The sequence below is a fragment of the Gaetbulibacter sp. S0825 genome (assembly GCF_011777505.1).
Lineage (GTDB): Bacteria > Bacteroidota > Bacteroidia > Flavobacteriales > Flavobacteriaceae > Pontimicrobium.
This window is the reverse complement of the sequence record NZ_JAATJT010000001.1, coordinates 1,133,424-1,158,640: the sequence shown is the minus strand read 5'-3', so window position 1 is coordinate 1,158,640 and position 25,217 is coordinate 1,133,424. Positions and strand designations below refer to the sequence as shown.

The window sequence follows — 25,217 nt, the reverse complement described above, 5'->3', positions numbered from 1 at the left end:
TTTAAATCTGTTTTAATGTAATTTCTTTGCTCCAACTATATAGCACTGGGACAACAAATAAGGTGATTAAAGCAATAAGCATTCCTCCAAAACTTGGAATTGCCATTGGTATCATAATATCACTACCACGACCAGTAGAAGTTAAAATAGGCAGCAACGCCAATAACGTTGTAGCTGTGGTCATTAAACATGGTCTAATTCGCTTTTCTCCTGCTTCAATAACTGATGCTCTAATCTCTTCTTTTGATTTTGGTTCATTCTTTTTGAAGGTCTGCGTTAAATAGGTTGCCATAACCACACCATCATCTGTAGCAATACCAAATAAAGCTATAAACCCAACCCAAACAGCAACACTTAAGTTTATTGGATTCATTTGGAACAATTCCCTAAGATTAAATCCAAAAAGATTAAAGTTTAAAAACCAAGATTCACCATACAACCAAATCATAATAAAACCACCTGCAAATGCAACCGCAATACCTGTAAACACCATTAAGGATGTGGCAACAGACCTAAACTGAAAATACAGTATTAAAAAGATAATTACCAATGCTAAAGGCACGACAACTGATAATGTTTTTTCGGCTCTTAATTGATTTTCATAAGTTCCTGTGAATTGATAATTAATGCCTTTTGGGACAACCAATTCCCCTTTATCAATAGCACCCTGAATAGCTTTCTGAGCATTTTCAACAACGGTTACTTCTGCCTCTTGGGTAACCTTATCAAAAAGTACATAACCTACTAAAAATGTATCTTCGCTCTTTATTACTTGAGGGCCTTTTTCGTACTTAATTGTAACCAACTCTTTTAATGGAATAGGGCTTCCTTTGGATGTTGGAATATAAATATTCTCTAAATCTTCTGGGCTATCACGTTGTTCACGTGGATAACGCACTCTTACGCCATAACGCTCTCTACCTTCAACCGTTTGCGTGAGTACTTTTCCTCCAACGGCTACTTCCAATACCGTTTGAACCTCTTCAATCGAGATACCATAACGTGCAATTTTATCTCTATCAATATCAATTAACAAATATGGTTTCCCAACAATTCTATCGGCAAAAACTGCTTCTTTCTTAACACCATCAACTTGCTTTAAAATGTTTTCAAGTTTCAATCCAAAATCTTCAATTTGCTTTAAATCTTGTCCTCTAACCTTAATTCCCATTGGTGCTCGCATGCCAGTTTGGAGCATCACCAAACGCGTTTCAATAGGTTGTAGTTTAGGCGCTGAAGTTACTCCAGGCAACTTAGTTACTCCTACAATGTCATTCCAAATATCATTAGCGGACTTAATATGTGGTCGCCAATTGCGATAATATTTACCATTATCATTAATAATTAATGCATTTGATTCGATTTTTGTTCCTGAAGCAATAAAATCACCAGAAATGGTTTCAAACAAACCGTCATTATTGACTTTAAATGTCTCGCGTTTTCCTTCTTCATTTAGTTTATACTCTGGCTTATAGATTATAACGTTTTCATACATGGACAATGGCGCAGGGTCGAGTGCGCTTTCAACTCGACCAGCTTTACCAACTACTGTTTTGATTTCAGGAATAGTAGCTACAGCCATATCTAACTGTTGTAACACACGTTTGTTTTCTTCTACTCCTGAATGTGGTAAAGATGTTGGCATTAATAAAAAAGACCCTTCGTTTAATGATGGCATAAATTCTTTTCCAGTATTGTTCCAAATATTGATTCCGAAAAACACAATTAATGCTGGAATACTTAAAAAGAGAATTTTATTAGCTAAAGCCCAAGTTAAAATACGTACATAGTATTGTCTAAAAACAGTAAAAACACCTAACAAGCCAAAGCAAATAACACCGACAAAAATAACATTAGATACCAAACTGTAATCTACACCTAAAGGTCGCCAATACACACTCAATAGCATCACTATAGCTATACCCGAAATAGCAATGTTAATGGTATTAGCTTGTTTCGTTGTTACTATTTGGTTTGATTTTAAGAAACTAACCACAGCAAATGCGATGAGAATGATTCCTAAAGTATAACCACTGAAAACAGTAAAAATTCCGAATACAGCTAAAATTATATTTAACGCAAGTCCTATTTTTTTCTTTGGTGGCTTCCAACCAAACAACCATGCAGCAAATGGCGGTATTAAAAATAGTGCAACAATTACAGAAGCTACCAACGCCATAGTTTTTGTTGCTGCTAGAGGCCTAAATAGTTTTCCTTCGGCTCCAATCATAGTAAACACAGGAATAAAGCTTATAATCGTGGTCATTACTGCTGTAAGAATCGCTCCAGAAACCTCTTTAGTTGCCTTATAAACAACTTCATTAACTGGAGTTTTTGATTCGTCTTCATCAATATGCCTGATAATATTTTCGGAGAGAATAACACCAACATCGACCATCGTACCAATAGCAATTGCAATACCTGACAGTGCTACAATGTTAGCATCGACTCCAAAGAACTTCATACCAATAAACACCATGAGAACAGCTACAGGCAACAATCCAGAGATTAACACTGAGGCTCGTAAATTAAACACCATCACAATAATGACTAGAATAGTAATTAATATTTCTAAAGTGAGTGCTTCATCAAGCGTATTAAGTGTTTCTTGAATCAACTCTGTTCTATCATAAAATGGCACAATTGTAAGTTGTGATATTCGACCATCTTTTAACTCTTTTGTTGGTAAGCCCTTACTAATTTCTTGAATTTGCTTCTTGACATTTGTAATCACTTCCATTGGGTTTGCACCGTATCTTGCAACAACCACACCTCCAACAACCTCAGCGCCTTCTTTGTCCAGAATTCCTCTTCTTTCGGCTGGACCTAAAGACACTTTTGACACATCTTTAATAAAAATTGGCACATTGTTTTCGGAGGTCACTACGGTATTTTCTATATCACTTATAGATTTTATATAACCTAAACCTCTTACCAAATATTCAGCTTTGTTAATTTCAAGGGTTTTAGCTCCAATGTCCTTGTTAGTATTTCTAACGGCATTAACTACTTGCTGTAAAGAGATGTTATACTCTTTTAAAATATCTGGATTAACATCTATTTGATATTCTTTTACATAACCTCCAATAGATGCCACTTCTGACACTCCTGATGCGGATGATAATCCGTATTTAACATAATAATCCTGAACACTTCTTAACTCTTGTAAATCCCAACCACCTGTAACGTTTCCTTGTTCATCACGACCTTCAAGAGTGTACCAAAAAATTTGTCCCAAACCAGTTGCATCTGGCCCTAAAGATGGTTGCACATTACTCGGAAGTAATCCTGCAGGCAAAGAATTTAATTTTTCCAGAATTCGACTTCTACTCCAATAAAATTCTATGTCTTCTTCGAAAATGATATAGATACTTGAAAAGCCAAACATGGAAGAACTACGAATAGTTTTTACTCCTGGAATTCCTAATAAAGTTGTTGTTAAAGGGTAGGTTATTTGGTCTTCAATATCTTGTGGTGATCGACCATCCCATTTGGTAAATACTATCTGCTGGTTTTCACCAATATCTGGAATAGCATCAACAGCTACAGGGTTTCTGGGTAAAAATCCTGTATCCCAATTAAATGGTGCATTGGTAATTCCCCAAGCAATAAATAGTACTAAAAAAAGTACCGAAACTAATTTATTTTCTATTAAAAATTTGATGCTTTTGTTTAGCATTTTTAAATGTTTTATTAATTAAATATTGTAAACAACTATTTCTACGTTCCAAATATTATAACTAGTTACTTTTCGCGGTTTAATAGTCTTTTCTAAAAAATGTCTATGAACTGGATTCACATAAATTATTAGTACTTCTCTTTTATTATTTTCTATAGAAACAGTAATATTTTTTAATACTTTTTCTAAAATAAACTCGTCAAAAGGATTATACATGAAAAACACAGTCTCGTTATCTTTATATTGATATTGAGATGCATCCAAATTTATAATCTCAAAGTTAGACTTTGTATTAACTTTCTTCTTGTATTTTTTGATATTTTTTTCAGAAATAGAGCATAAGGTTGAGGAAAACTCAATTCCCCTTACTTCCTTAAAGCCAAGTTCTGATGCCAACAAAAGAACTCTTCCCTTTCCTGAACCAATATCAATAAAAACTTGATCCTCTTTTAAATTTAATTTTTTAAAAAGTGTTTTTAATGGTAGAACTTTAGTCGCTTGGTACAATACAGCATGTTCAGCTACCTTATTTTCCTTAGCTAATTCGGCAATAGAAAACCATGAAACAGTATCAATTCCATATATAAAGTCGAAATAGTAGTCATACAAGAATGTTACAAAATCAAATGAAGCATCTTTAAGGCTATTGTCATTCAATTTTGCATATATTCTTTTTAATAAATTAGATATTTTCATTTAGTGTTTTATTTGATTTTAACTAATTAGACTTTGATGTTAGGGAAACATCAAGCATAACAAATTATCCTTATGACAAAATTGCCATAGGATTTATTCGTCTATAGTTTGAAAATCAAATTAAATAGGTCTCGTCAATCTTGTAGATTTGCCTTATGACGAGTGGTGGTTTGTATTCTTCGTAAGAAGATACATTTTTATCTAAACCTTCAAAAAGGTTAATATAAGTATATACAAATGATGCAATGAATACTTGCTGCTCAAAAGAAATTTTATCAACTGATAATTTTAGCTCGTCTTGACCATCTACTACCAACGATTTGTCATCGCAACAATTCATTTTAGTAATAGAACAACCTCCACTTAACGGATTTTCCATTTTCATTCCGCATGTTTCAACTTTGCTAAAAATAGCAGTATCCATTAAGGAGCCGCCACAATAATGCATATTAATGGTGAATGACATTGTAGAAAATAACACTACAAAGACCAAAGCAATTGATAATATTTTATGAACTATAGATTTCATTGCAATTTCAAATGTACAAAAAATTAAAATAACTCTTTGTTTTTAATAATTGTTTATGAGCAAAAAACTTTTTAAAAATCCAATTAATATGTTGATTATCACGAAATAACGCTTATTTCTTTATTGAATTATTTGAATATAAGCATAAAAAAACCAGATACTTTCGTATCTGGTTTGTAGTAGCGGGAAGACTTGAATTATCTAACCAACTTATCAAAGATTTCTTATCTATTGTTGAATTTAAACAAGAATATGAATAATAATTAGAAGTATTTCGTATCACCACATTTTTTAGCTTAAAAAAATAAAAAAGCAACAAATTAGGTAGGAGTTTTTAAATTTCAGTTGTTATATATGAAAAGTACAACTATTATTACTCACTATAGGGTAATAATATTAGTATAAACAAACGTTTAACTTATTAATAATTAAAACCCAAAACTTATGAAACCTATTTATTTAAGGAATGTTATAGCCTTATTTTTTACAATTACCCTTTTCTTTAGTTGTTCAGACGATGAAACACTAAATGATAATGGTTTATTAAACATTAGTGCCAAAGGAACTTATACCAATTTAACAACCCAAAGAACCAGTTCATCCTCCAAAGGAATGAACAGCGAAATTGTCATTAACAATTTCATGATGAATATTAGTGAATTTGAATTAGAGTTGGATTTAGAAGATGATGATTATGAAGATGACCAAAACGACCAATGGGACGATGACGGTTATTTTGATTCTCAAGATGAAATAGAGCTTATGGGTCCATTTGAATTAGATTTAATGTCTGGACAAATTAGCTTTTTAAATGTTGAAGTTCCTATGGGTGTTTACGAAGAACTAGAATTTGAATTTGATGTAAGCACTGACCCTACAAGTGATTTATTTGGTAAATCCGTTTTAATTGAGGGTACCATTGATGGCACTCCATTTATTTTCTGGCATTATTTTGAAGAAGAAGTGGAAGTTGATTTTGAAGACACACAGTTTGACATTGCTATCTCTCAGGCATCCGAAGGTATTGTAATTGATTTTGACCTTGGAATGATACTGGATAGTACAAATGGCGTAGATTTATCCATTGCTAACGATGGGAATATGGATGGAACTATTGAGATTAGCCCAGAAGACCCAGATGGAAATACTGAGTTAGCTGGAGCTATTAAACAGAAAATAAAAGAATATATCAACTTACTAGAAGATTAAGGTAAATCATATATTTTTAGTTGATATAATATAAGGCGGGTTTTAAACTCGCCTTTTTTCTACACGATTTATATTCTAATATGTAATAATTGTATCAATTCTAAAAGTGTATCATTTTTAATCCATAGGGGTTAGTTAATGATACACTTTTTCGTATCACATTAATTCTTTGATATATTTTGCTACTTTATCGGTACAGAAAATATTTAATGAGCCTGTTAATTGTAACTACCTTCCGTTAACCTCTATATGCTGTTTTACTTTTGGTCTAAGTTGAACAACGTGATTGTCAAATTTTATGCCTTTTGACTTTGAATGCATTTTGATTTTTGCAATAGTTAGGTTAATTTTTGCATCTGAGCTTCCAATAGTTATTATTTCTTCATTCTTTTTGAGATTTCCAGTTGATTTATCTAGTATTGGAACAACTTTAGAATATGGTTTATTGGCTTTGATATATTTTTCTGCCTCTTGAACCAAGTTTTGAATATAATCTCTTGATGCCAATTGATTAAAGTATAAATTTTGATTACAGTTTAAATATTGTAAAATGTTGAGTTGGTGAATTTCGTTTTCAGAATCAATAGTTACAATTTTCTCTTTTTTATTACCGATTTTGTATATACCAGAGTCATAAAATGCAATAAGATATTCATGATTTAATGGGAAATATATCTGTCTTCCAATTGCTCCATATCCGTTATGACTACTATGCTTCCAATTTCTATGTTCCAGAAATTGATTATAATTTACCATTGGATTGTCGGAAATGATAAAAGGTATTGATGTAGTATTTCTAATTAATTTAAAATTTAAATCTATTAAATATGGAATACTGCTAGTCGCTTCAAGAAGACTTTCATTAAATAATTGGTCATTATCAATAGAATCGAATGCTTTTTGTATGTCCGAATCTGAATTATCTACGTTGTGCCTGTTAAGTTTCTCTTTAAATAGCTCAAATCCTTTTTCTATCTCATTTTTATGAACTGGATTTCTTAAATCTAAAACAATCAGAAAATGGATTAGTTTTAAATGAATTGCTGACGACCATTCAGGTAGCTTTTGGTTACTTATAATATTAGAAAATATTGGTGCCATGTTGTTTTCTACATCAGATAACCATTCTTCCACTTTCCCGTCTTTCCCATAAAAAAATTTCTGAGCGGATTGTGATTTTATTGGAGCAGAAGGAATGAATTTAGCACTTGGGATATTGTAAAGCCCAATACTAGTTTTTTCATTATATAGCGAGAAATACTTCAAATAAAATTGGGGAACAAAATGCTGATTTTTTTTAATCGTATTATTCAATATTAATCGAGTTAAGTTTGCTTAAAGCTAATTTTTTAATACAATAAAATCATGAAATACTATATTTAATTATAAATATATAGATATTATTGATTATAACAATATTAGTGATAGATTTTTTTTATATATAGAATTATATTTTGTATATTTATGTATGGAAAAAGCAATACTAATCTGTCGATGTTCAACTACGGAAAGCAAACAGGATGTAACACGCCAAAGTCAAGAGTTGAGGTTAAATTACAGTAGCACATATACAATAGTTAAAGAGTTTAGTTACTATAAATCTGGAACAAAAAATGATGCGGTAAATGATGAGATACTGGAATATGCAATAACCAACAACGTTAAGCATATTATTGCATCTGAGATTTCACGTATAAGCCGTAAAATATCATCATTTGCATTGTTTTTAGAGAAATGTAATGCTAATGGGATTAACATCATTATCGACAACTACAAGCTACATACATTACTAGAGAACGGAGAAATAAACGGTATGGTTCAAACCATGTTGAGCATAGCATCCACATTCGCATCGGCAGAACTTCGATTAATCAAATCGAGATTAGATAGTGGGAGAGCAAAATACATTAAAGATGGTGGTAAGTTAGGGCGCAAACAAGGCTCTGTAAAGGATGCTAAACAACTTTTGGCAGAACATTCAGACATAGTGAAATTCGTTAAGCAAAAGCAATCTGTACGCAATATTATGGCGTTAACAGGTAAGTCTAGCGGAACTGTACAGAAGATTAGAAGATTGATTAATAACGCAGCATAAAACAAATAACATTATGGCAACATATAAAGGCAAAATTAGAATTGACGGAACTGGAACGGCTATTTCAGTATCTGTGGAAGCTGGAAATCCAGCGGAAGCTAAAAAGATAATTAAAAATCAATATCAAGTAAAACAATTTTTGAAACAAATGAGTCGTTACTAGGACAATAAATCTAAATTAAAATGGGGCATACATACAATTATAATAATTTCAACTATACAGAAGTACCAACTAAAAAGGGTGAGTTAACTTGTGAAATAACTCATAATATTCCGAAACCCGATTCCATTTATAAATTTTACAGTGTAAGTAAATTTTCTGTCGATGCTCTTCTAAAAGGTTATCTATATGCATCTCATCCGTATGAATTAAATGATAGTTTAGATTCTAGCGTATTCCTCATAGGCTCAAAAGAACGCATAGATTATTCTTATTACAAAAGATTTTTAGGTGAAGTATATAAAAATGAAGAAGACCTTTTAAAATTTTATGAACAAGATAATGTAGAGGGCTATTATTCACATGGATATATATTGGCTTTTTGGGAAACTATATCTAATATTTTTGGAATAATATCAATGACAGGTATCGATAATAACGAACTGATGTGGCCACACTATACACAAGAGAAAGGATTTCAAATAAAATTCAATACAGAAAAACTAGAATCAAGTATTAAAGAAAAGGTAGATGAGGATAGCTGTTATGGACTATTCCCAATCAATTATACTAAAAGATTAAATCCTATTGATTTTAGTGATTTCCCTAATCCAGTTATTCCATTCTTTTATGCAACAAATGTAAAATCAAATAAATGGGAATATGAACAAGAATGGAGATTTTTAATTAGCAAACATCAAATGGGTATTCCTCGCTCTAAGTCTGGTTTAAGTCCAGAGAAAGATTATGAAGGGATAAAAGGAAACAGACGTGCATTTTATGATAGAAATTTGGTTGAGGAAATCACTTTGGGTCATGACTTCTTTACTGGTAGGGAATTCAATATAGATAGAACAGTAAGCGAAATAATTATAGTAGAACCAATCGAGTCCAAATCAAACTGGAACTTTCAAAATCATATAGAATTATTAGAATACATACATTCTAATTTGAGTGATAGATTATACTATTCTGGTAGAAAATATGAATTTGATAGTGAAGGGGTTCCATACCTGACTAGAACAAAGGAACGAATGGAAATAGAAAAAATAGATGATAAAAAATATAAACTAACTAGAACTAACGAATTTTATTAAGCCTATTTGTTAAGTTGACATAAAATAATATCAATTTTACTACAATATTGCTACAAAATAAAAAAAGCCCAGTAAAACTGGGCTTTCTAGTAGCGGGAACTGGACTCGAACCAGTGACCTTCGGGTTATGAGCCCGACGAGCTACCTACTGCTCTATCCCGCGATATAATTTCAAAACAATTGTCTTAGCTTTTAACTTTCGGCTCATAATACCGACTCAATCATTTTGGACTGCAAATATACAACCCTTTTCTATTTTAACAAGCATAAAATTAAAAAAAAGCCACTTCAAAATTGAAGTGGCTTTTCCATCAAAAAAATAATTATAATACAAATTACTTAATCGGTTCCTGCTAAAGCAGCTTTTTTTCTTTCTCCAATATTTGCGAATTCAAATTGCACACCTTCAGGAAGACTCTTACCTAAGTTTGCAAAGTCTCCTTGTAGGTCGTTATTATTTATCATTAGTATTTTCAGATTGTCTAAACTGGCTAGATTACTTGGTACATTACCAAATAAAAAGTTATCTGAAAGCATAATTTCTTCAAGTTTCGTCAAATTACCAAGGCTTGATGGAATAGCTCCAAATAATTGATTGTCATATAAACTCAATTTCTCAAGATTTACTAGGTTTTTAACTGTTTTAGGAATAGATCCAGACAAATTATTACTACTTAAAGACAACTCTTTAAGATTTGTAAGCGTTCCTATTTCTTGTGGGATTGCTCCAGTAAGATTATTACTGAAAATTTCTATTTTTTGTAATTGAGATAAACTACCAATTGTTGTTGGTATCGATCCTTCAATTTTATTCATAAATAACTCTAAAGACTCCAAAGACGCTAAGTTTCCTATAGTGTTTGGCAATCTTCCTTCTAAAGCGTTAAAAGCTATGTTTAAGGATGTTAATTGTTTAAGATTCCCAATGGACTCTGGAATTACTCCTGATATTTTATTTCTAAATAAATTTAATGTCTGTAAGTTTTCAAGGTCGCCTATTTGAGATGGCAATACACCTTCAAGGTTATTAAAACTTAAATCTAAAGCAATTACTTTATCGTTTTTAACAACTACACCATGCCATGTGTTTATTGGCTTGTCTATATCCCAGACAACAGTCCAATTGTCACCGTTAGTAGCATTGCATATTGCAATTAAAGCTTCTTTTTCTTTTGTTGATACATTACCGAATGTTAATGTAGTAACAAAACATAACAGTAGTGAAAGTTTTAAGGTTTTCATAGTAGTAGATTTTAATTGAGGGGCTAATCTACCACGAATATATAGTTAACTAGATAAACTACCAATTTTATTCGATAAACGGTAATTGCGTAAGAATACAACTACCTTAAAATGATTCTATCTCCAGTTGAATTACCTCCCAATTATCCATGAGATCTTGAAGATTTTGCTTCTTTTTTTGATAGCTATCAAAGAAATTTGGATCTGCTACAGTCGCATCATAGTTAGACTCTAATTCGACATCAATTTCCTTAATTTCTTTTTCTAACTGATTGATTTTAGATTCAATCTTGCTAAGTCTATTGTTGAGTGATTTTAGCTTTTTTTGTTCCTCGTAAGACTGTTTTACTTGAGTTTTGTTTTTTTGCTCTTTTACAACATCACGTTTTTCTGCCTCTCTTAAATTTTCAAGATTACGTTGCTCTAAGAAGAAATCAATATCACCTAAATACTCCTTTATTTTTTGGCCCTTAAACTCATATACTTTATTAGTTAGACCTTTTAAAAAATCACGATCATGTGATACCAATATTAAGGTGCCTTGAAACCTGGCAAGCGCCTCTTTTAATACATTTTTAGATTTTATATCCAAGTGGTTTGTTGGCTCATCCATTACCAAAACATTTAGTGGCTGCAATAATAACTTAGCCAAAGCCAAACGATTTCTTTCACCTCCAGATAGTACTTTAACATACTTATCTACCTCATCTCCACGAAACAAAAAAGCACCTAAAATATCACGAACTTTGCTTCTGTTTGTTTCATTAGCAGCATCAATCATGGTATCTAAAACGGTTTTATTACCGTCTAAATATTCTGCTTGATTCTGAGCGAAATAAGCAATTTGCGCATTATGACCCAGCTTTAAATGTCCTCCAAAGTCAATTTCGCCAACAATAATTTTAGCCAATGTAGATTTGCCTTGACCATTTTGTCCAACAAAAGCAATTTTACTATCACGAGCGACCATCATATCGATATCTTTCAGCACTTGTAAGTCACCGTAATGCTTATCAATATTTTCCATTTCCACTACCACTTTCCCTGGCGTTATAGACACTGGAAAATTAAGTGTCATAACACTATTATCATCTTCATCTACTTCAATACGGTCAATTTTGTCGAGCTTTTTAATTAGAGATTGCGCCATTGATGCTTTAGATGCTTTTGCTCTAAACTTCTCAATAAGCTTCTCGGTTTGCTCTATTTGCTTTTGTTGATTTTTTTGCGATGCTAATTGTTGTTCACGCAATTCTTCACGTAAAACCAAATACTCTGTATACGGCTTTGGGTAGTCGTATATTCTACCTAGTGAAATTTCAATGGTTCTGTTGGTTACATTATCAAGAAACATTTTATCGTGAGATACAATAACCACAGCACCAGAATAATTTTTAAGAAAAGACTCCAACCAAATAATAGATTCAATATCTAAATGGTTTGTAGGCTCATCGAGTAATAATATGTCGTTATTTTGCAAAAGCAATTTTGCCAATTCAATACGCATACGCCAACCTCCTGAAAAAGTATCGGTAAGTTTCTCGAAATCTTTACGCTTAAATCCTAAACCTTGCAATACTTTTTCGGTTTCTCCTTGGTAATTGTAACCTCCTAGAATTTCATACTGATGCTGCTTTTCATTTAAATCGACCATTAATTGATGATATGCATCACTTTCGTAATCGGTTCGTTCTGCTAATTGCGTATTAATAGACTCTATGCTTGTCTCAACTTCTTTTATTTCTGAAAATGCTTCATAGGCTTCTTCTAAAATAGTTCGTCCGTACACAAAATCAATATCCTGCTTTAGAAAACCTATTTTAAGCTCCTTCTCGGTGGCTACTTGACCAGAATCATACTCCATCTCGTTTGATAAAATCTTCAACAGTGTAGATTTCCCTGCGCCATTTTTTCCAATTAGACCCACTCGATCACCACCTTTTAGTCTAAAGGAAATATCTTCAAATAAATACTCACCTTGAAATGAGATTGATAACTTATGAATATTTAGCATTTTGTTACAAAAGTTACAGGTTAAAACTTAAATAAAGTTTAATTTTGTGGTCAATTTTGGTGCAAAAATAACATAATTAACCATGCTAAGGAAAGGAAATAAATTATACAGCATTTTAACTGGTGCTTGTCCCAAATGTCATGAAGAAAATATGTACGTAAATAAAAATGCTTACATACTTTCTAAGACTTTAAAAATGCATGAACGCTGCTCTAACTGTAATACTAAATATAAGATAGAACCTTCTTTCTTTTATGGCTCTATGTATGTTAGTTATGGTGTAGGAATTGCTTTTGCTGTTGCTGCTTTTGTGATATCCTATGTGTTTTTAGGCAGTAGTACTATAACCGCTTTTATAGCTATAATTGGCACTATGATTGGTTTTTTACCAATTATTTTAAGACTTTCAAGAAATATTTGGATTAACCTATTTATGCATTACGACAAACAACTTTCCAAGGAAAATAGTTACTAAACCTTGTAATGTTTATTTCGGAATCAATTTCAACACTATTTTCAATAAAGTCAAACAGTTTCTTTGCTACATAAGGCGCAATCATGACGCCTCTGGTTCCTAAACCATTTAACAGATAAAGCTGCTTATATTTTTTATGTTGCCCAATCAGTGGCCTTCTATCTATAACTGTTGGTCGCATTCCTGCTACTTGGTCTACAACTTTAAAATCGCAGTTAATAAATGTTTTAAGCTTATCTAACAACTCTGTTTTTGCAGCTGCTGTTGTCTTGTTTGATTTGTCATGCCACTCATAAGTAGCACCAACAATATAGTTGTCTTCTCCCAAGGGAATTAAAAATGCTCCAGATTTTAATACAAAATCAATATTAAGGTTGGGAGCGTAAATTGTTAGCAACTCTCCTTTGGTGCCTTTTAGTGGTAAATGATTAAAAAATGGATTTTGTTTCAATCCGAATCCTTCAGCGAATACAATATGTTGCGCTTCAATATTTTTATAAGCGACATCACTTTCATTGAATTGAATTGCATCATAATCGAAAGACGTTTCGACTAATTGATTGTTATTTCTCAACTCGTTTTTAAAAGCATCAATTAGTGTATTAGTATCTATTCGTCCTGTATGAAGTACTTTCCCAAAACCATAATCACTTTTAATGAACCTATTCTCTATTTGGTGGATTTCTGGTTTAATATAATCTGACAATCCTACTTTATCACTTGCCAAAAACCAGTTATTCTGTTCTTCAATGGATGCAAATAATCTATATACTGGAACTTTATAATCTAATTGTACTTTAAGGTTTTTTTCTAAAGCTTTATACCTTGGTAAGGCTAACTTTAATTGCTCTTTAGATTTCCAAACTGGTGTAAATCGTTTTAAAACCACTGGATTATATAATCCTCCTGCAACAATTGATGATTTTTGAGAGTCATCATCAATGACGATAAATGTTTTATTATGCTGCATGAGCACATCACAGAACATAATGCCTGCAAGACCTGAGCCAACTACAATGTAATCTACTTTCTTCATCAAAAGCAAAAGTAACTAAAAATGGATTGCTGTATGTACAGGAATGACAGTTATTGAATAGTAGTTTTAGAATAAAAAAAACGCTCACAAAATTGTGAGCGTTTTAAATTATTGTGACGTTACTTTAGTAACTCCACATATCTTGTTCGAAATCTCGAATCTTTTCTTTTATTCTATCCGATTCTAATAACTGCATTAAAGCATTATCTGAAATATACTCGGTAATAGCTCTATCGCCTTGCACGTTCATTTCTCTAAAAATATAGCCGTTAAAACGTCTAGAGTTTAAGAGGTGGTCAAATGACAATGGGATTGCAGTATTTTTACCATTAAAGGCTTTAGCATGATGCAACACATCACGTGCATCTGGGAAAAACACCCAAAATAATGGGAACACTCCTGGGTCTTCTTCATCTAGGAAGTTCACATCAGGAATTACAGGTGCAATACCTAACAAACGGTATTTTAATTCACCTAAACGTTTGTCGAAATAATACATGCCTTTTACATGGTATTCTTCAACATCTGCAGCACTAATTTCTCGTTTACTTATGTATTCTGGAGAAATTGGTTCACCTGCGTTAAATTGTTCAATACCTAATTCTGTAGTGTCAATTTTCACCATTGAGGCTTCAATATCCTTTAACGTACGTTTAGTAGTAAAATAAGAATCGTCATAAACATTCTCGATGTCTCCGTTTTTTATACTACGCATTAATACATCGAATAACGAACGTCTATCTTTACCAATATTATTAGTATCTATAGGATAATAAAGCGGAAAATTAATTCGCTCATCAAGCACAACTTTTTCCCAAACCATTGTTGCGTATAATATGTCTCTGTCATCAACATAGCCATACTCTAATGGTCTATCATTATCCATTAATATCTGCGCATCTGTTTTTACACCAATTTCTTCTGGGCTTTTCGCGTTTAGAATATTTGCTTGCGCAATTACACTATTTGCAACTAAAACACATGCAACGGTTAATACAAAACTTTTAAAATTCATTTTCTTAATTTATTTTAGTTTGGGACTGCTATTTTCCTTTACTAGTTTGTTAATTCAACAAATACTGGAGACACTTTTTTAAGCTTATAGCTTGAGTTTCCTTGTATTTTAGCTTCAATATCAAATATTTGAATTCCAGCTCCACGTTTGGCTTTCTTCAAAGCTTGTTTTGCTCTAGTATCTAACTTATTTCCTTTTACAGCTATGGTAGGCTGTCCTGGAACCTTAATACTAAAACCTGAAATATTTAAAGGTAATTCAAAATCGAAATCATCCAATTTAGCTCCTATAGTAGAAATTTCAAGGCTATTACGTTGCATCTTTACAGATCCATCTTCACCTCTAACAGTTCCTGTTGGCCTTGGAATATCTTTAATTCTAAATTTAGCATTGTCTGATACTTTATTTCCATCTGGCAAAGTTCCAGTAACATTAATTGTTACTTCTCTACCTTGTACTCTAGTCACATCCATAATGTATTTTCCAACACCATTTCCTTTAGATAATCCTTGTCCAGTTGGAACAACTTTATTATCAGAAATTCCAGCAAAAGAAATAGTCATTGGGTTTTTAACACCACGATATACTACATTCATTTTATCAGCTGAAATTGTTGCTGAATTTGGTTTTGGTACTGTTGCAAACGATTGGTTTACTTCAACCTCAGTTTCTTCTCCATTTTCTAAGAAAATTAACTTACCAGTAATTTTATGTTCGCCAGGTCTTCCTGTACCAACTTTTAATTTTACTTTACCATCTTCAATTGAATACTCATTTGCACTCAATGCGCGACCATCTAATGCTAATTCTACTCTATTAGGTTTTGTAGAAGCATCTTTACGACCTAATACAATTTGCCCATCAAATTGCTCACCGTTAAAATAAGCAGATTTTGACGTTTCTAACAATGTTGTATAGTTGGTCATTGACACTTCACTAGACAATGTTCCTGTAAACATAGCGCCTAATACTTCTGACTGTGTTGTTTTAATATCAGATTGCATTTGTGTCATCTTAGTTAAAGATGCAACTAATGGGAATCCTTTATAATGGTAATCCAACCATTCTAACACATTTCCGTCATTATTAGTAACTGGATCTGTAGAAAACTTACTTTTTACATCCTTAGCAATTTCAGTAAATCTAGGATCGTCTCCTAAAACCTCAATCACTTTATCTCTAAAAGTAGTTATTTGATTTAAGAACTCTTCTCCTTCTGGTTTTAACTTATCACCTTTAAAGAAATTTCGGTCAAGGTAATCACCTTTATCCATAATCTCGTAATCTGAAGGGTCATCAACAGTCTCTGTCATTTTTCCTTTTAAACCATCAAGATATGAGTTGAAATCGTTAGCTAAAGACGATATTTGATCTGCCTTTTCTTTTAATGGTTGATACTTCTCAGGTTGCTCGCTAGCTTTTGTTGCTAATTCGCCCATAAATGCTGAGTTACGTTCTGTTGCTGCTGTGTTAGATTCGGTTAAACGTTCGTTCATTAAACCGAATGCCGACAGCACTTCTTTCGACATATTCAATGCTAACATCGCAATGAAGATTAAATACATCAAGTTTATCATTTTCTGCCTTGCAGATAATTTTCCTCCTGCCATAACTAATTAGTTTTTGTTATTAATGGGTTATTAATTAATCTAATTAGTTTTTGTTCATTGCAGTTAACATACCACCGTAAACACCATTTAATGATGACAGGTTAGATGCTAAAGATTGCATTTGTTCTTTTAACTTTGCAGCATTTTCAATAGACTCTTCGTTTATTGTTGCTTGCTTGTTTACGTTCTCTAATTGTACTTTATAAAGGCTGTTTAATGATTCCATTTGTGCAGCAGCAAGCGACATTTCTTCGCTATACTTTTTTGTTGCAGAAATACCATCAACAGTTGGTCCCATATTTTTAGCAGCGCCTTCGAAGTTTTTAATGCTGTCACCTAGGCTAGCCATAAGCTCTCCATCGATTTTAGCGTCTTTTAATAAATCATCTAATTTCTTAGATAATAAACCTTCGGCGTCTTTTGGGTTATCTTTTTTCTTGTCTTTTGACATACCACCTTCTAATTCAGGGTATACTAAAGACCAATCTAAATCATCATCAACAGGTTCAAATGCTGAAATTGCAAAAATAATTGCTTCAGTTACAAGACCGATGGTTAACATAACGTTACCCGTTAATGGTCCTATTTCGAAATGAATAATTTTGAAAAGTGCTCCAACAATTACGATTGATGCTCCTAATCCGTAGGCCATATTCATGAACCTTTTACTTGCTTTTGATTGTGCCATAATATTTGTTTTTAGTTAAGTTTGGTTTAATTTTTTAAATTGTTTGTTTTATCTTTTTCTTCCGTTTTTTGAGGCATTTTTAGTAACTTCAGTTCCCATATAGTCTTGTACTGTACGGAATCCAATATAACTTCTTGCTGAATCTGCATACTCATAATCTCTTGAGCTTACTTGTAGGAAATAAGCAACATCTTTCCAAGATCCACCTCTAACAACTTTACGTTCGTTTTCGGTATCGTTAACACTTGGGTTTACTGTTGAAGAATATTCGTATGAAGCTGGATCATAAGAGGACATTACCCACTCTGATACGTTACCAGCCATATTGTATAAATTGAAATCGTTAGGTTCAAATGCATCAGCTTCTACTGTATACAACGCTTGATCTGCTGCATAATCACCACGTAATGGTTTAAAGTTTGCCATAAAACAACCTCTGTCGTTTATTGCATAAGGACCTCCCCAAGGGAATGTTGCTCCTTGAAGCCCTCCTCTTGCAGCGTATTCCCATTCTGCTTCAGATGGCAATCTAAATCTATTTACGTTTTGTTTTTTACTCTTCTTTTGATATGCATTTTTATTCAATGTTCTCCATTGACAAAATGCTTGTGCTTGTTTCCAAGTAACACCAACTACAGGATAGTCACTATAGGCATCATGCCAAAAATAGTCGTTATGCATTGGCTCGTTATATGAATAAGCAAAATCACGAATCCAAACTGTAGTATCTGGATATACTTCTACTTCTTCTTGCTCGATTACATCACTACGACTTAGCTCTTTATACTTAGCTGCTGTTTGAATATCCATAGTAGTGTACTGGAATTTAAATTGCTTTACATCCCAAGTACGTTGTCCATTATATGACTCTTCTAATGGTAAGTACATATTGTCCATTACTTCGGCATACAATTCATCTGGATACTCGCTTGTGTCGAATATTAAATCAATATCTGTATTTAATTTTCTAATTTCTCCTTCGTAGTTTTCGAACATGTACTTTTCGTAAGGAGTCATTTCTTCTTCAGGATTTACATCTTTATATGCAAATTCACCTATATCACCATTTCCTGGTTCTTTACCTTCGAGGTCTGCCATTTCAGCAAGGTTAGTTCTAAGCGTAGAATCTCTAACCCATTCTACAAATTGACGATACTCACTATTTGTGATTTCTGTTTCGTCCATGTAGAATGCTCTTACTGTAACAGTTTTGGTAGGCGCATCTTTAACACCTGCTCTATCGTCATCCGACTTACCCATAATAAAAGCTCCTCCTGGAATTAAACTCATTCCATAAGGTTTTTCAGGATGCCACTTTTTTCCCTTAACTCCAACTAGTTCGCCTTTGTCTCCGGTTCCACAACTAGTTAATATAGCTAAGACTGCTGTTAATGTTAATAACTTCTTAATACACATAAATTTGAGGTTAATTAATGATCTTAAATATTTTAAGGGTGTAAACATATTTATATATTTCCATAAAAACAACTTTTTAAGCAAAAAAAATGCATTTTGTCTAAAAAAAGTGCATTTCATCGATGAATTTTGAGTATTTGATCGACGTTTAAACGCTGTTTTTCTTGAATGCTTTGTACCATCTGTCTGGTACTTTTCCTTTGCAAGCATCCACGTAATCATCATGCATGCAAGGTAATAACGCATGACGTTTTAATTTATTATTAAGGTTTGGAAAAAAAGGTATTTCAATCCACCAACGACCAGTTTGGTTACTTTTATAGAATATAAGTTGCTGTTCGTCGACTAAAACCGTGAATTTTTGGTATTTGTCTTCTAAAGTAAAGTCATCATCTTGTACTCTACAGTTTACTCCTTCAATAAAATACCACATTATTTGAGCTATAAGCATAGAAGTTGCTTCGTCGTCTTTAGAGGCTTTATATTCATATATACCAAAAGAAGACACCTTATTACTTATACCTGCGTATCTAGAAATGGCACAAATTTCTTTACCATCAAATCCGTTTGGCGAATGTTTTTGTTTTGTACTTACTTCGGCAGAACGTATACTTTTTAAATCTAAACTCACAATATTAGCATCACGAAGTACAGGTTCGGCTAGAGTTATATTATTTGAGACTTCTCCTAGTCGGTAAGCTTCAAAATAAAGTTTTTCCATTAAATCTATTTCTTCTTGAGCGTTGAAATAGGTTTGATAGCCTAAAGTTGAATAGTTGAATAAATTGTAAGGTTTCTCTAAAATGATTTTTCCTAAGAACGAATTATTCTTAATGGGTTTAGCAGAATCTCCTAAATCAAAATTACAATCTACATTTACAATATTAACCATCGGTAAATAATCATCATAAGCACGATAATTTGCATAGGTCAAATCTTGACTTCCTCCTATTATAATAGGCACAACATTATTATCTAATAGTGTTTTAATGGTTTCTTGTAATGCAAAATACGTATCAGCAACGGTATCACCCTTTAAAATATCGCCTATATCAGCTACTGTATAATGCCAGTTTCCAGGGAATAAGGAGTACAAAGATTTTCTAATTTCGCTTAATTGAAATTCTTCTCCTATATAATTTATGTCGTTACGATTTTCAAGCACACCAACAATTGCCATTTTAACATTGGTTAAATCTGGCATACCATGTTGCTTTGAGTGAATTTTTAATTTTCTTCCTAAGACTTGATTTGAGAGTAATTCGTTGTGTGCTAAAACTAAGTCTTGAACTGGAGAAAGAAAATTTAAGTTCATGTGCTATTTCTTTTTGGTGATTGCTTTTTTTCTTGTTTTTTTCTTTGGTGCATTCTTTTCTATAATGTCTTGCACCTCTTCAAGTGTAAATTTAGCAACATCTACCGTTTTAGGCAATTCTATTTTGAGTTTTCCCTTAATAATATTGTGTCGTCCCCAACGTGCCTTCTCAACTCTAATACCTTCGGCTTCCCAATGGTGGATTAATTTATCTTTTTCTTTCTGTATTTTTTCTTCAATCAATGTTATGATATCGTTATCGGATAAATTGTCCCAATCGTACTTTTTATTGACGTTAATAAACATATTGTTCCATTTAATAAATGGCCCAAAACGTCCTTTACCTTTTTGAACTGGTAAATCTTGATACATATATATAGGTGCATCAGCTTTTTCTTTTTCTTTTATCAGTTCAATAGCATCATCTAATTCTACAGATAATGGGTCGACACCTTTAGGTAATGACACATACTTTTTACCAAACTTTACGTAAGGCCCAAAGCGACCATTATTAACTTCTATGGTTTCATCTTTATATTCTCCCAAAGTTTTTGGAAGCTGGAACAAATCTATAGCTTCCTCATAAGTGATAGTCGTTAATTGCTGATCTGGAGACAAGCTAGCAAATAGCGGTTTGTCTTCGTCGTCAACAGTTCCTATTTGTACCATAGGTCCAAATTTCCCTAATCTCACACTTACTTGACGACCTGTTTCTGGGTCAGTTCCTAAAACACGTTCGCCAGATTCTCTTTCGGCATTTGCTTGAACATCTTCAACTTGTGGATGAAATTCTTTATAAAAGTCTTTCATCATCTCAGTCCAATCTTCTTTACCATCTGCAATATCATCAAACTGATTTTCGACTTTAGCAGTAAAGTTATAATCTAAAATAGACTCGAAATGATTCACTAGAAAATCGGTAACAATCATTCCAATATCAGTAGGAACAAGTTTCCCTTTATCTGAACCTACTTTTTCGGTCAATTGTTTTTCTGAAACATTATTACTTTCTAAAACAAGTTGTACATAGTTTCTAGGTTCCCCTTCAACAGTACCTTTTTCAACATATTTTCTATTTTGAATCGTTGAAATAGTTGGTGCATACGTAGATGGACGACCAATACCTAGTTCTTCTAACTTTTTAACCAACGATGCTTCAGTATATCTTGCAGGAGGACGTGTATAACGTTCAGTAGCTGTAATGTATCTATTTAAAAGATTTTCATTGACTTTTAGTGTTGGCAGCATTCCTTCTTGTTCTGTATCCTCATCATCGGTACCTTCAAGATATACTTTTAAAAATCCATCAAACTTTATCATTTCACCATTTGCAGAAAACAAAGTACTGTGGGTAGATGCTGAGATTTTCACATTGGTTCTTTCTAATTGTGCATCGCTCATTTGAGAAGCTATTGCTCTTTTCCAAATAAGGTCGTACAAGCGTGCTTGGTCTCTTTCTACACTTGCTGTATGTTGTGCGAAATTAGTAGGACGAATAGCCTCATGTGCTTCCTGAGCACCTTTGGACTTTCCTTTATAGTTTCTTGATTTGCTATACTTTGCACCAAATGCATCTTCAATTTCAGCTTGTGCTCCTTTTCTAGCTTCATCAGATAAATTTACACTATCGGTTCTCATATAAGTAATTAAACCTGCTTCATACAAACGTTGTGCATTAGTCATGGTTCTACTTACCGAATAACCTAATTTTCTAGCAGCCTCTTGTTGCAACGTCGATGTTGTAAATGGAGCAGCAGGCGATTTTTTTGCAGGCTTTTTCTCTAAATCTGCAACTTTAAAATTGGCATTGATATTATCCTCTAAAAACTTTTGAGCTTCAGCTTTGGTTGAAAAATTCTTTGGTAGCTTTGCTTTGAATGTTTGACCTTCTTCATTAGAAAATTCGGCGTCAATTCTATAAGATGCTTCTGGATTAAACGCTTGAATTTCTCTTTCACGTTCTACAATTAACCTTACAGAAACTGATTGTACACGTCCAGCAGACAAGCCTCCTTTTACTTTTCTCCAAAGTACTGGTGATAATTCGTAACCAACAATTCTATCTAATACACGACGTGCTTGTTGTGCATCTACTAAGTTGTAATCTATAGTTCTTGGATTTTCAATAGCTTTTTGAATAGCGGCCTTAGTAATTTCGTGAAAAACTATACGTTTTATCTTGTCTTTGTCTAATCCTAAGTTTTCAGCAAGATGCCAAGCAATAGCCTCTCCTTCTCTATCTTCATCACTTGCTAACCAAACCATATCGGCTTTTTTCGCAAGCTCTTTTAGTTTTTTAACAACCGCTTTTTTATCGGTGGAAACTTTATATTTAGGTTTAAAATCACCATCAACATCAACACCTAATTCTTTGGAAGGTAAATCTGCAATATGCCCAAAGCTGGACTCTACTTTAAAATCTTTTCCTAGAAATTTTTCAATTGTTTTTGCTTTAGCAGGTGACTCTACAATCACTAAATTCTTCGCCATTATTCGTTTTTTTAGAGGTACAAATGTAGACGATTTTTTTTATTTGCAAATTTTAGTTTGCTTTTGGGTATAAAAAAAACCTGTGAAATACAGGTTTTTAAAAGATTATAATTAGTTATTTTATTCAGTTCCAATTTTCATTATTTCGCTATCATCTTCAAATCCTACAACATCACGATACACAAAATAAACAGGTAAATAAACTATGGTCATTGTAAACAGCAACCCTATTCCGCAAGCAATAATACCCAGCATTCCTAAAATACCAGTAATGAATAGCAACCCAAAAGTTAGCAACCATTTTTTTGTTCCTAAACTAAAACTAATCTTTACGATTTCTGTTTCGGTTAATTCAGGATTATTAGAAAAAACCACAGCAAAAAATGACAGAGGCACAAAAGCATATATATATGGTATAATAAATAACCATTGAGCAATTACGGCAATTAAAGAGTAAACTATTCCTAGCGTAAAAATTTTACCTATAAACTGACCTTTGTAATAATAGAATAAATCATCTTTTTGCAAATTATTCAAATCCGTTTGTTTGCAAATTCTATAAAATCCAGCTAACAGTCCGATTGTCAAGAAAGAAATCAATATAGTTTGTGGTAATGAGTAAAAAGCATTACTGGTGTAGTTTTCAAAGAAATTAAAATTTCCATTGTAATCGACTTCAAAAGGCTCTGGACCTAGGCCAATAAAGCTAAAGAACATTGAAATACCAACAGCAAATGCAACAAGCACTAAAACCATTAAAAAACCTTTCAACCAAATCTCCTTGAACATGTTAATTGTAAGGTCGAGGGTTTTTCCAAAATCTAAATGTTGAGCGTTCTGTATTTTCGATTGTATTTCGGAGTAGTTCATAATTAATTGAGTTTGGTTCGCTCTCAAATGTAAATAATTTAATTAAATTTAACACTCTGCCACTTTGTCATAAAACCTAAATTAATTGTATCTTTGCATGCTTATTGACTATTACAGGTTTTAAGTACAATATGGAAAAGATTATAGACGAGAAAAAACAGGGTGAATCCTTAGTTTTAGACCAACATAAAGATAATAATAGAAAACTTTTTATAGAAAGTTACGGTTGTGCTATGAATTTTAGCGATAGCGAAATCGTAGCTTCAATCTTAGCTAATGATGGCTTTAACACAACACAAAAACTAGAAGAAGCTGATTTGGTTTTAGTAAACACTTGCTCCATTAGAGATAAGGCCGAACAAACCATTAGAAAACGTTTAGAAAAATACAATGCTGTAAAACGTAGTCATAATCCGAAAATGAAAGTTGGTGTTTTAGGCTGTATGGCAGAGCGCTTAAAAAGCAAATTTTTAGAAGAAGAGAAAATAGTAGACTTAGTTGTTGGTCCAGATGCTTATAAAGATTTACCAAACTTAATTGCCGAAGTTGAAGAAGGCAGAAATGCAGTCAACGTTATTTTATCTAAAGATGAAACTTATGGCGATATTTCGCCTGTGAGATTGCAAAGCAATGGTGTTACAGCATTTGTATCCATTACTCGTGGTTGTGACAATATGTGTACTTTCTGCGTTGTGCCTTTTACGAGAGGTCGTGAGCGAAGTAGGAATCCGCAAAGTATTATTGAAGAAGTGAACGATTTAGCATCAAAAGGTTTTAAAGAAATTACCTTACTAGGTCAAAATGTAGATAGTTACTTATGGTATGGTGGAGGCTTAAAAAAAGACTTTGACAAAGCTAGTGATATACAAAAAGCGACAGCAGTAAATTTCGCCAACTTGTTAGAACTATGCGCCGAAGCACAACCAAAAATGCGTATTCGTTTTTCAACTTCTAATCCTCAAGATATGACTTTGGACGTTGTAAGATCTATGGCTAAACATAGAAATATTTGCAACTATATTCATCTTCCTGTACAAAGTGGAAGTAACAGAATATTAAAAGAAATGAATCGTCAACATACACGTGAAGAGTACATTAAATTGATTGATGATATAAAAGAAATTTTACCTGACTGTACTGTGTCTCATGATTTAATTACAGGTTTCCCTACAGAAACTGAAGAAGACCATCAAGACACCTTGAGTTTAATGGAGCATGTAAAGTATTCGTTTGGTTATATGTTTGCTTATTCTGAGCGTCCAGGAACCATGGCTGCAAGAAAGCTAAAAGATGATATTCCTGAACCAATTAAAAAAAGAAGATTAGCCGAAGTGGTCGCTTTACAACAAGAACATAGTAGAATACGAACTGAAGAATATCTCAACAAAACAGTTGAGGTACTAATCGAAAAAGAATCAAAAAAATCTTCTGAGCATTGGTCAGGTAGAACCGAACATAACTCAGTTGCTGTATTCCCAAAAGAACACTATAAGGTTGGTGATTTTGTAAATGTAAGAGTGAATGATTGCACTACTGCCACCCTTATTGGCGAAGCAGAAGGTTATTCAGAAAATAATTAAA

Annotated in this window: 20 protein-coding genes and 1 tRNA gene; 6 read left to right on the top strand and 15 right to left on the bottom strand. The window is 32.7% G+C overall.

Going from position 1 to position 25,217, the window contains the following annotated elements; genetic code table 11:
• Window position 1: 1 nt before the first annotated feature.
• The 3 genes from HB672_RS05275 to HB672_RS05265 all read right to left on the bottom strand — a co-directional run bounded on the left by HB672_RS05275 (window position 2) and on the right by HB672_RS05265 (window position 4,904).
• The gene (locus HB672_RS05275) at window positions 2-3,679 is read right to left on the bottom strand and encodes an efflux RND transporter permease subunit (protein ID WP_167608871.1); all 3,678 of its coding nucleotides are present in this window, start codon (window positions 3,677-3,679) and stop codon (window positions 2-4) included.
• Window positions 3,680-3,697: 18 nt separating this feature from the next.
• Window positions 3,698-4,375, bottom strand: a complete 678-nt coding sequence (locus HB672_RS05270) for a methyltransferase domain-containing protein (RefSeq protein ID WP_167608868.1) — start codon at window positions 4,373-4,375, stop codon at window positions 3,698-3,700.
• Between the two features lie 115 nt (window positions 4,376-4,490).
• Window positions 4,491-4,904 (bottom strand): hypothetical protein, encoded by a 414-nt coding sequence (locus HB672_RS05265; protein WP_167608865.1) that lies wholly within the window; start codon window positions 4,902-4,904, stop codon window positions 4,491-4,493.
• 444 nt (window positions 4,905-5,348) lie between these two features.
• On the opposite strand from HB672_RS05265, the gene HB672_RS05260 reads away from it, so the two are divergent.
• Complete coding sequence (locus HB672_RS05260; RefSeq protein ID WP_167608862.1) at window positions 5,349-6,113, top strand: hypothetical protein; 765 nt, start codon at window positions 5,349-5,351, stop codon at window positions 6,111-6,113.
• Window positions 6,114-6,341: 228 nt separating this feature from the next.
• Here HB672_RS05260 and HB672_RS05255 read toward each other — a convergent pair whose 3' ends face one another.
• Window positions 6,342-7,427, bottom strand: coding sequence for a DUF4238 domain-containing protein (locus HB672_RS05255; RefSeq protein ID WP_280115282.1), 1,086 nt, complete (start codon window positions 7,425-7,427; stop codon window positions 6,342-6,344).
• A gap of 154 nt (window positions 7,428-7,581) precedes the next feature.
• On the opposite strand from HB672_RS05255, the gene HB672_RS05250 reads away from it, so the two are divergent.
• The 3 genes from HB672_RS05250 to HB672_RS05240 are packed head-to-tail and all read left to right on the top strand — an operon-like array spanning window position 7,582 to window position 9,465.
• Window positions 7,582-8,208 (top strand): recombinase family protein, encoded by a 627-nt coding sequence (locus HB672_RS05250; protein WP_167608856.1) that lies wholly within the window; start codon window positions 7,582-7,584, stop codon window positions 8,206-8,208.
• Between the two features lie 13 nt (window positions 8,209-8,221).
• The gene (locus tag HB672_RS05245; protein ID WP_167608853.1) at window positions 8,222-8,371 is read left to right on the top strand and encodes a hypothetical protein; all 150 of its coding nucleotides are present in this window, start codon (window positions 8,222-8,224) and stop codon (window positions 8,369-8,371) included.
• A gap of 20 nt (window positions 8,372-8,391) precedes the next feature.
• Entirely contained in the window at window positions 8,392-9,465 is a 1,074-nt protein-coding gene (locus HB672_RS05240) for a DUF2971 domain-containing protein (protein WP_167608850.1), read from the top strand.
• 90 nt (window positions 9,466-9,555) lie between these two features.
• On the opposite strand, the gene HB672_RS05235 is transcribed toward HB672_RS05240, so the two are convergent.
• The 3 genes from HB672_RS05235 to HB672_RS05225 all read right to left on the bottom strand — a co-directional run bounded on the left by HB672_RS05235 (window position 9,556) and on the right by HB672_RS05225 (window position 12,721).
• Window positions 9,556-9,628: transfer RNA gene (locus tag HB672_RS05235), tRNA-Met, on the bottom strand.
• 176 nt (window positions 9,629-9,804) lie between these two features.
• A complete protein-coding gene (locus tag HB672_RS05230; protein ID WP_167608847.1) occupies window positions 9,805-10,707 on the bottom strand; it encodes a Two component regulator three Y domain protein in 903 nt (300 codons plus the stop codon).
• Window positions 10,708-10,813: 106 nt separating this feature from the next.
• Window positions 10,814-12,721, bottom strand: coding sequence for an ABC-F family ATP-binding cassette domain-containing protein (locus tag HB672_RS05225; RefSeq protein WP_167608844.1), 1,908 nt, complete (start codon window positions 12,719-12,721; stop codon window positions 10,814-10,816).
• Between the two features lie 82 nt (window positions 12,722-12,803).
• On the opposite strand from HB672_RS05225, the gene HB672_RS05220 reads away from it, so the two are divergent.
• Window positions 12,804-13,196, top strand: coding sequence for a DUF983 domain-containing protein (locus tag HB672_RS05220; protein ID WP_167608840.1), 393 nt, complete (start codon window positions 12,804-12,806; stop codon window positions 13,194-13,196).
• Here the strand turns inward: HB672_RS05220 and HB672_RS05215 are convergent.
• The 8 genes from HB672_RS05215 to HB672_RS05180 all read right to left on the bottom strand — a co-directional run bounded on the left by HB672_RS05215 (window position 13,153) and on the right by HB672_RS05180 (window position 23,636).
• Entirely contained in the window at window positions 13,153-14,232 is a 1,080-nt protein-coding gene (locus HB672_RS05215) for an FAD-dependent oxidoreductase (RefSeq protein ID WP_167608837.1), read from the bottom strand. The two genes, HB672_RS05220 and HB672_RS05215, sit on opposite strands and share 44 nt — an antisense overlap.
• Window positions 14,233-14,356: 124 nt before the next feature.
• Entirely contained in the window at window positions 14,357-15,247 is an 891-nt protein-coding gene (gene gldN / locus HB672_RS05210) for a gliding motility protein GldN (protein WP_167608834.1), read from the bottom strand.
• Window positions 15,248-15,288: 41 nt separating this feature from the next.
• A complete protein-coding gene (gldM, locus tag HB672_RS05205; RefSeq protein WP_167608831.1) occupies window positions 15,289-16,857 on the bottom strand; it encodes a gliding motility protein GldM in 1,569 nt (522 codons plus the stop codon).
• A 43-nt stretch (window positions 16,858-16,900) separates the two neighbouring features.
• Window positions 16,901-17,545: a gliding motility protein GldL gene (gldL, locus tag HB672_RS05200; protein ID WP_167608828.1), complete on the bottom strand. Its 645-nt coding sequence runs from the start codon at window positions 17,543-17,545 to the stop codon at window positions 16,901-16,903.
• A 48-nt stretch (window positions 17,546-17,593) separates the two neighbouring features.
• Window positions 17,594-18,961, bottom strand: a complete 1,368-nt coding sequence (gldK, locus tag HB672_RS05195; protein ID WP_167608824.1) for a gliding motility lipoprotein GldK — start codon at window positions 18,959-18,961, stop codon at window positions 17,594-17,596.
• A gap of 148 nt (window positions 18,962-19,109) precedes the next feature.
• Entirely contained in the window at window positions 19,110-20,276 is a 1,167-nt protein-coding gene (locus HB672_RS05190; RefSeq protein ID WP_167608820.1) for a formimidoylglutamase, read from the bottom strand.
• A 3-nt stretch (window positions 20,277-20,279) separates the two neighbouring features.
• Window positions 20,280-22,766, bottom strand: coding sequence for a type I DNA topoisomerase (gene topA / locus HB672_RS05185; protein ID WP_167608817.1), 2,487 nt, complete (start codon window positions 22,764-22,766; stop codon window positions 20,280-20,282).
• A gap of 120 nt (window positions 22,767-22,886) precedes the next feature.
• Window positions 22,887-23,636 (bottom strand): hypothetical protein, encoded by a 750-nt coding sequence (locus HB672_RS05180; protein WP_167608814.1) that lies wholly within the window; start codon window positions 23,634-23,636, stop codon window positions 22,887-22,889.
• 131 nt (window positions 23,637-23,767) lie between these two features.
• Between HB672_RS05180 and miaB the strand changes: the two genes are divergently transcribed.
• Window positions 23,768-25,216, top strand: a complete 1,449-nt coding sequence (gene miaB / locus HB672_RS05175) for a tRNA (N6-isopentenyl adenosine(37)-C2)-methylthiotransferase MiaB (protein WP_167608811.1) — start codon at window positions 23,768-23,770, stop codon at window positions 25,214-25,216.
• Window position 25,217 lies beyond the last annotated feature (1 nt).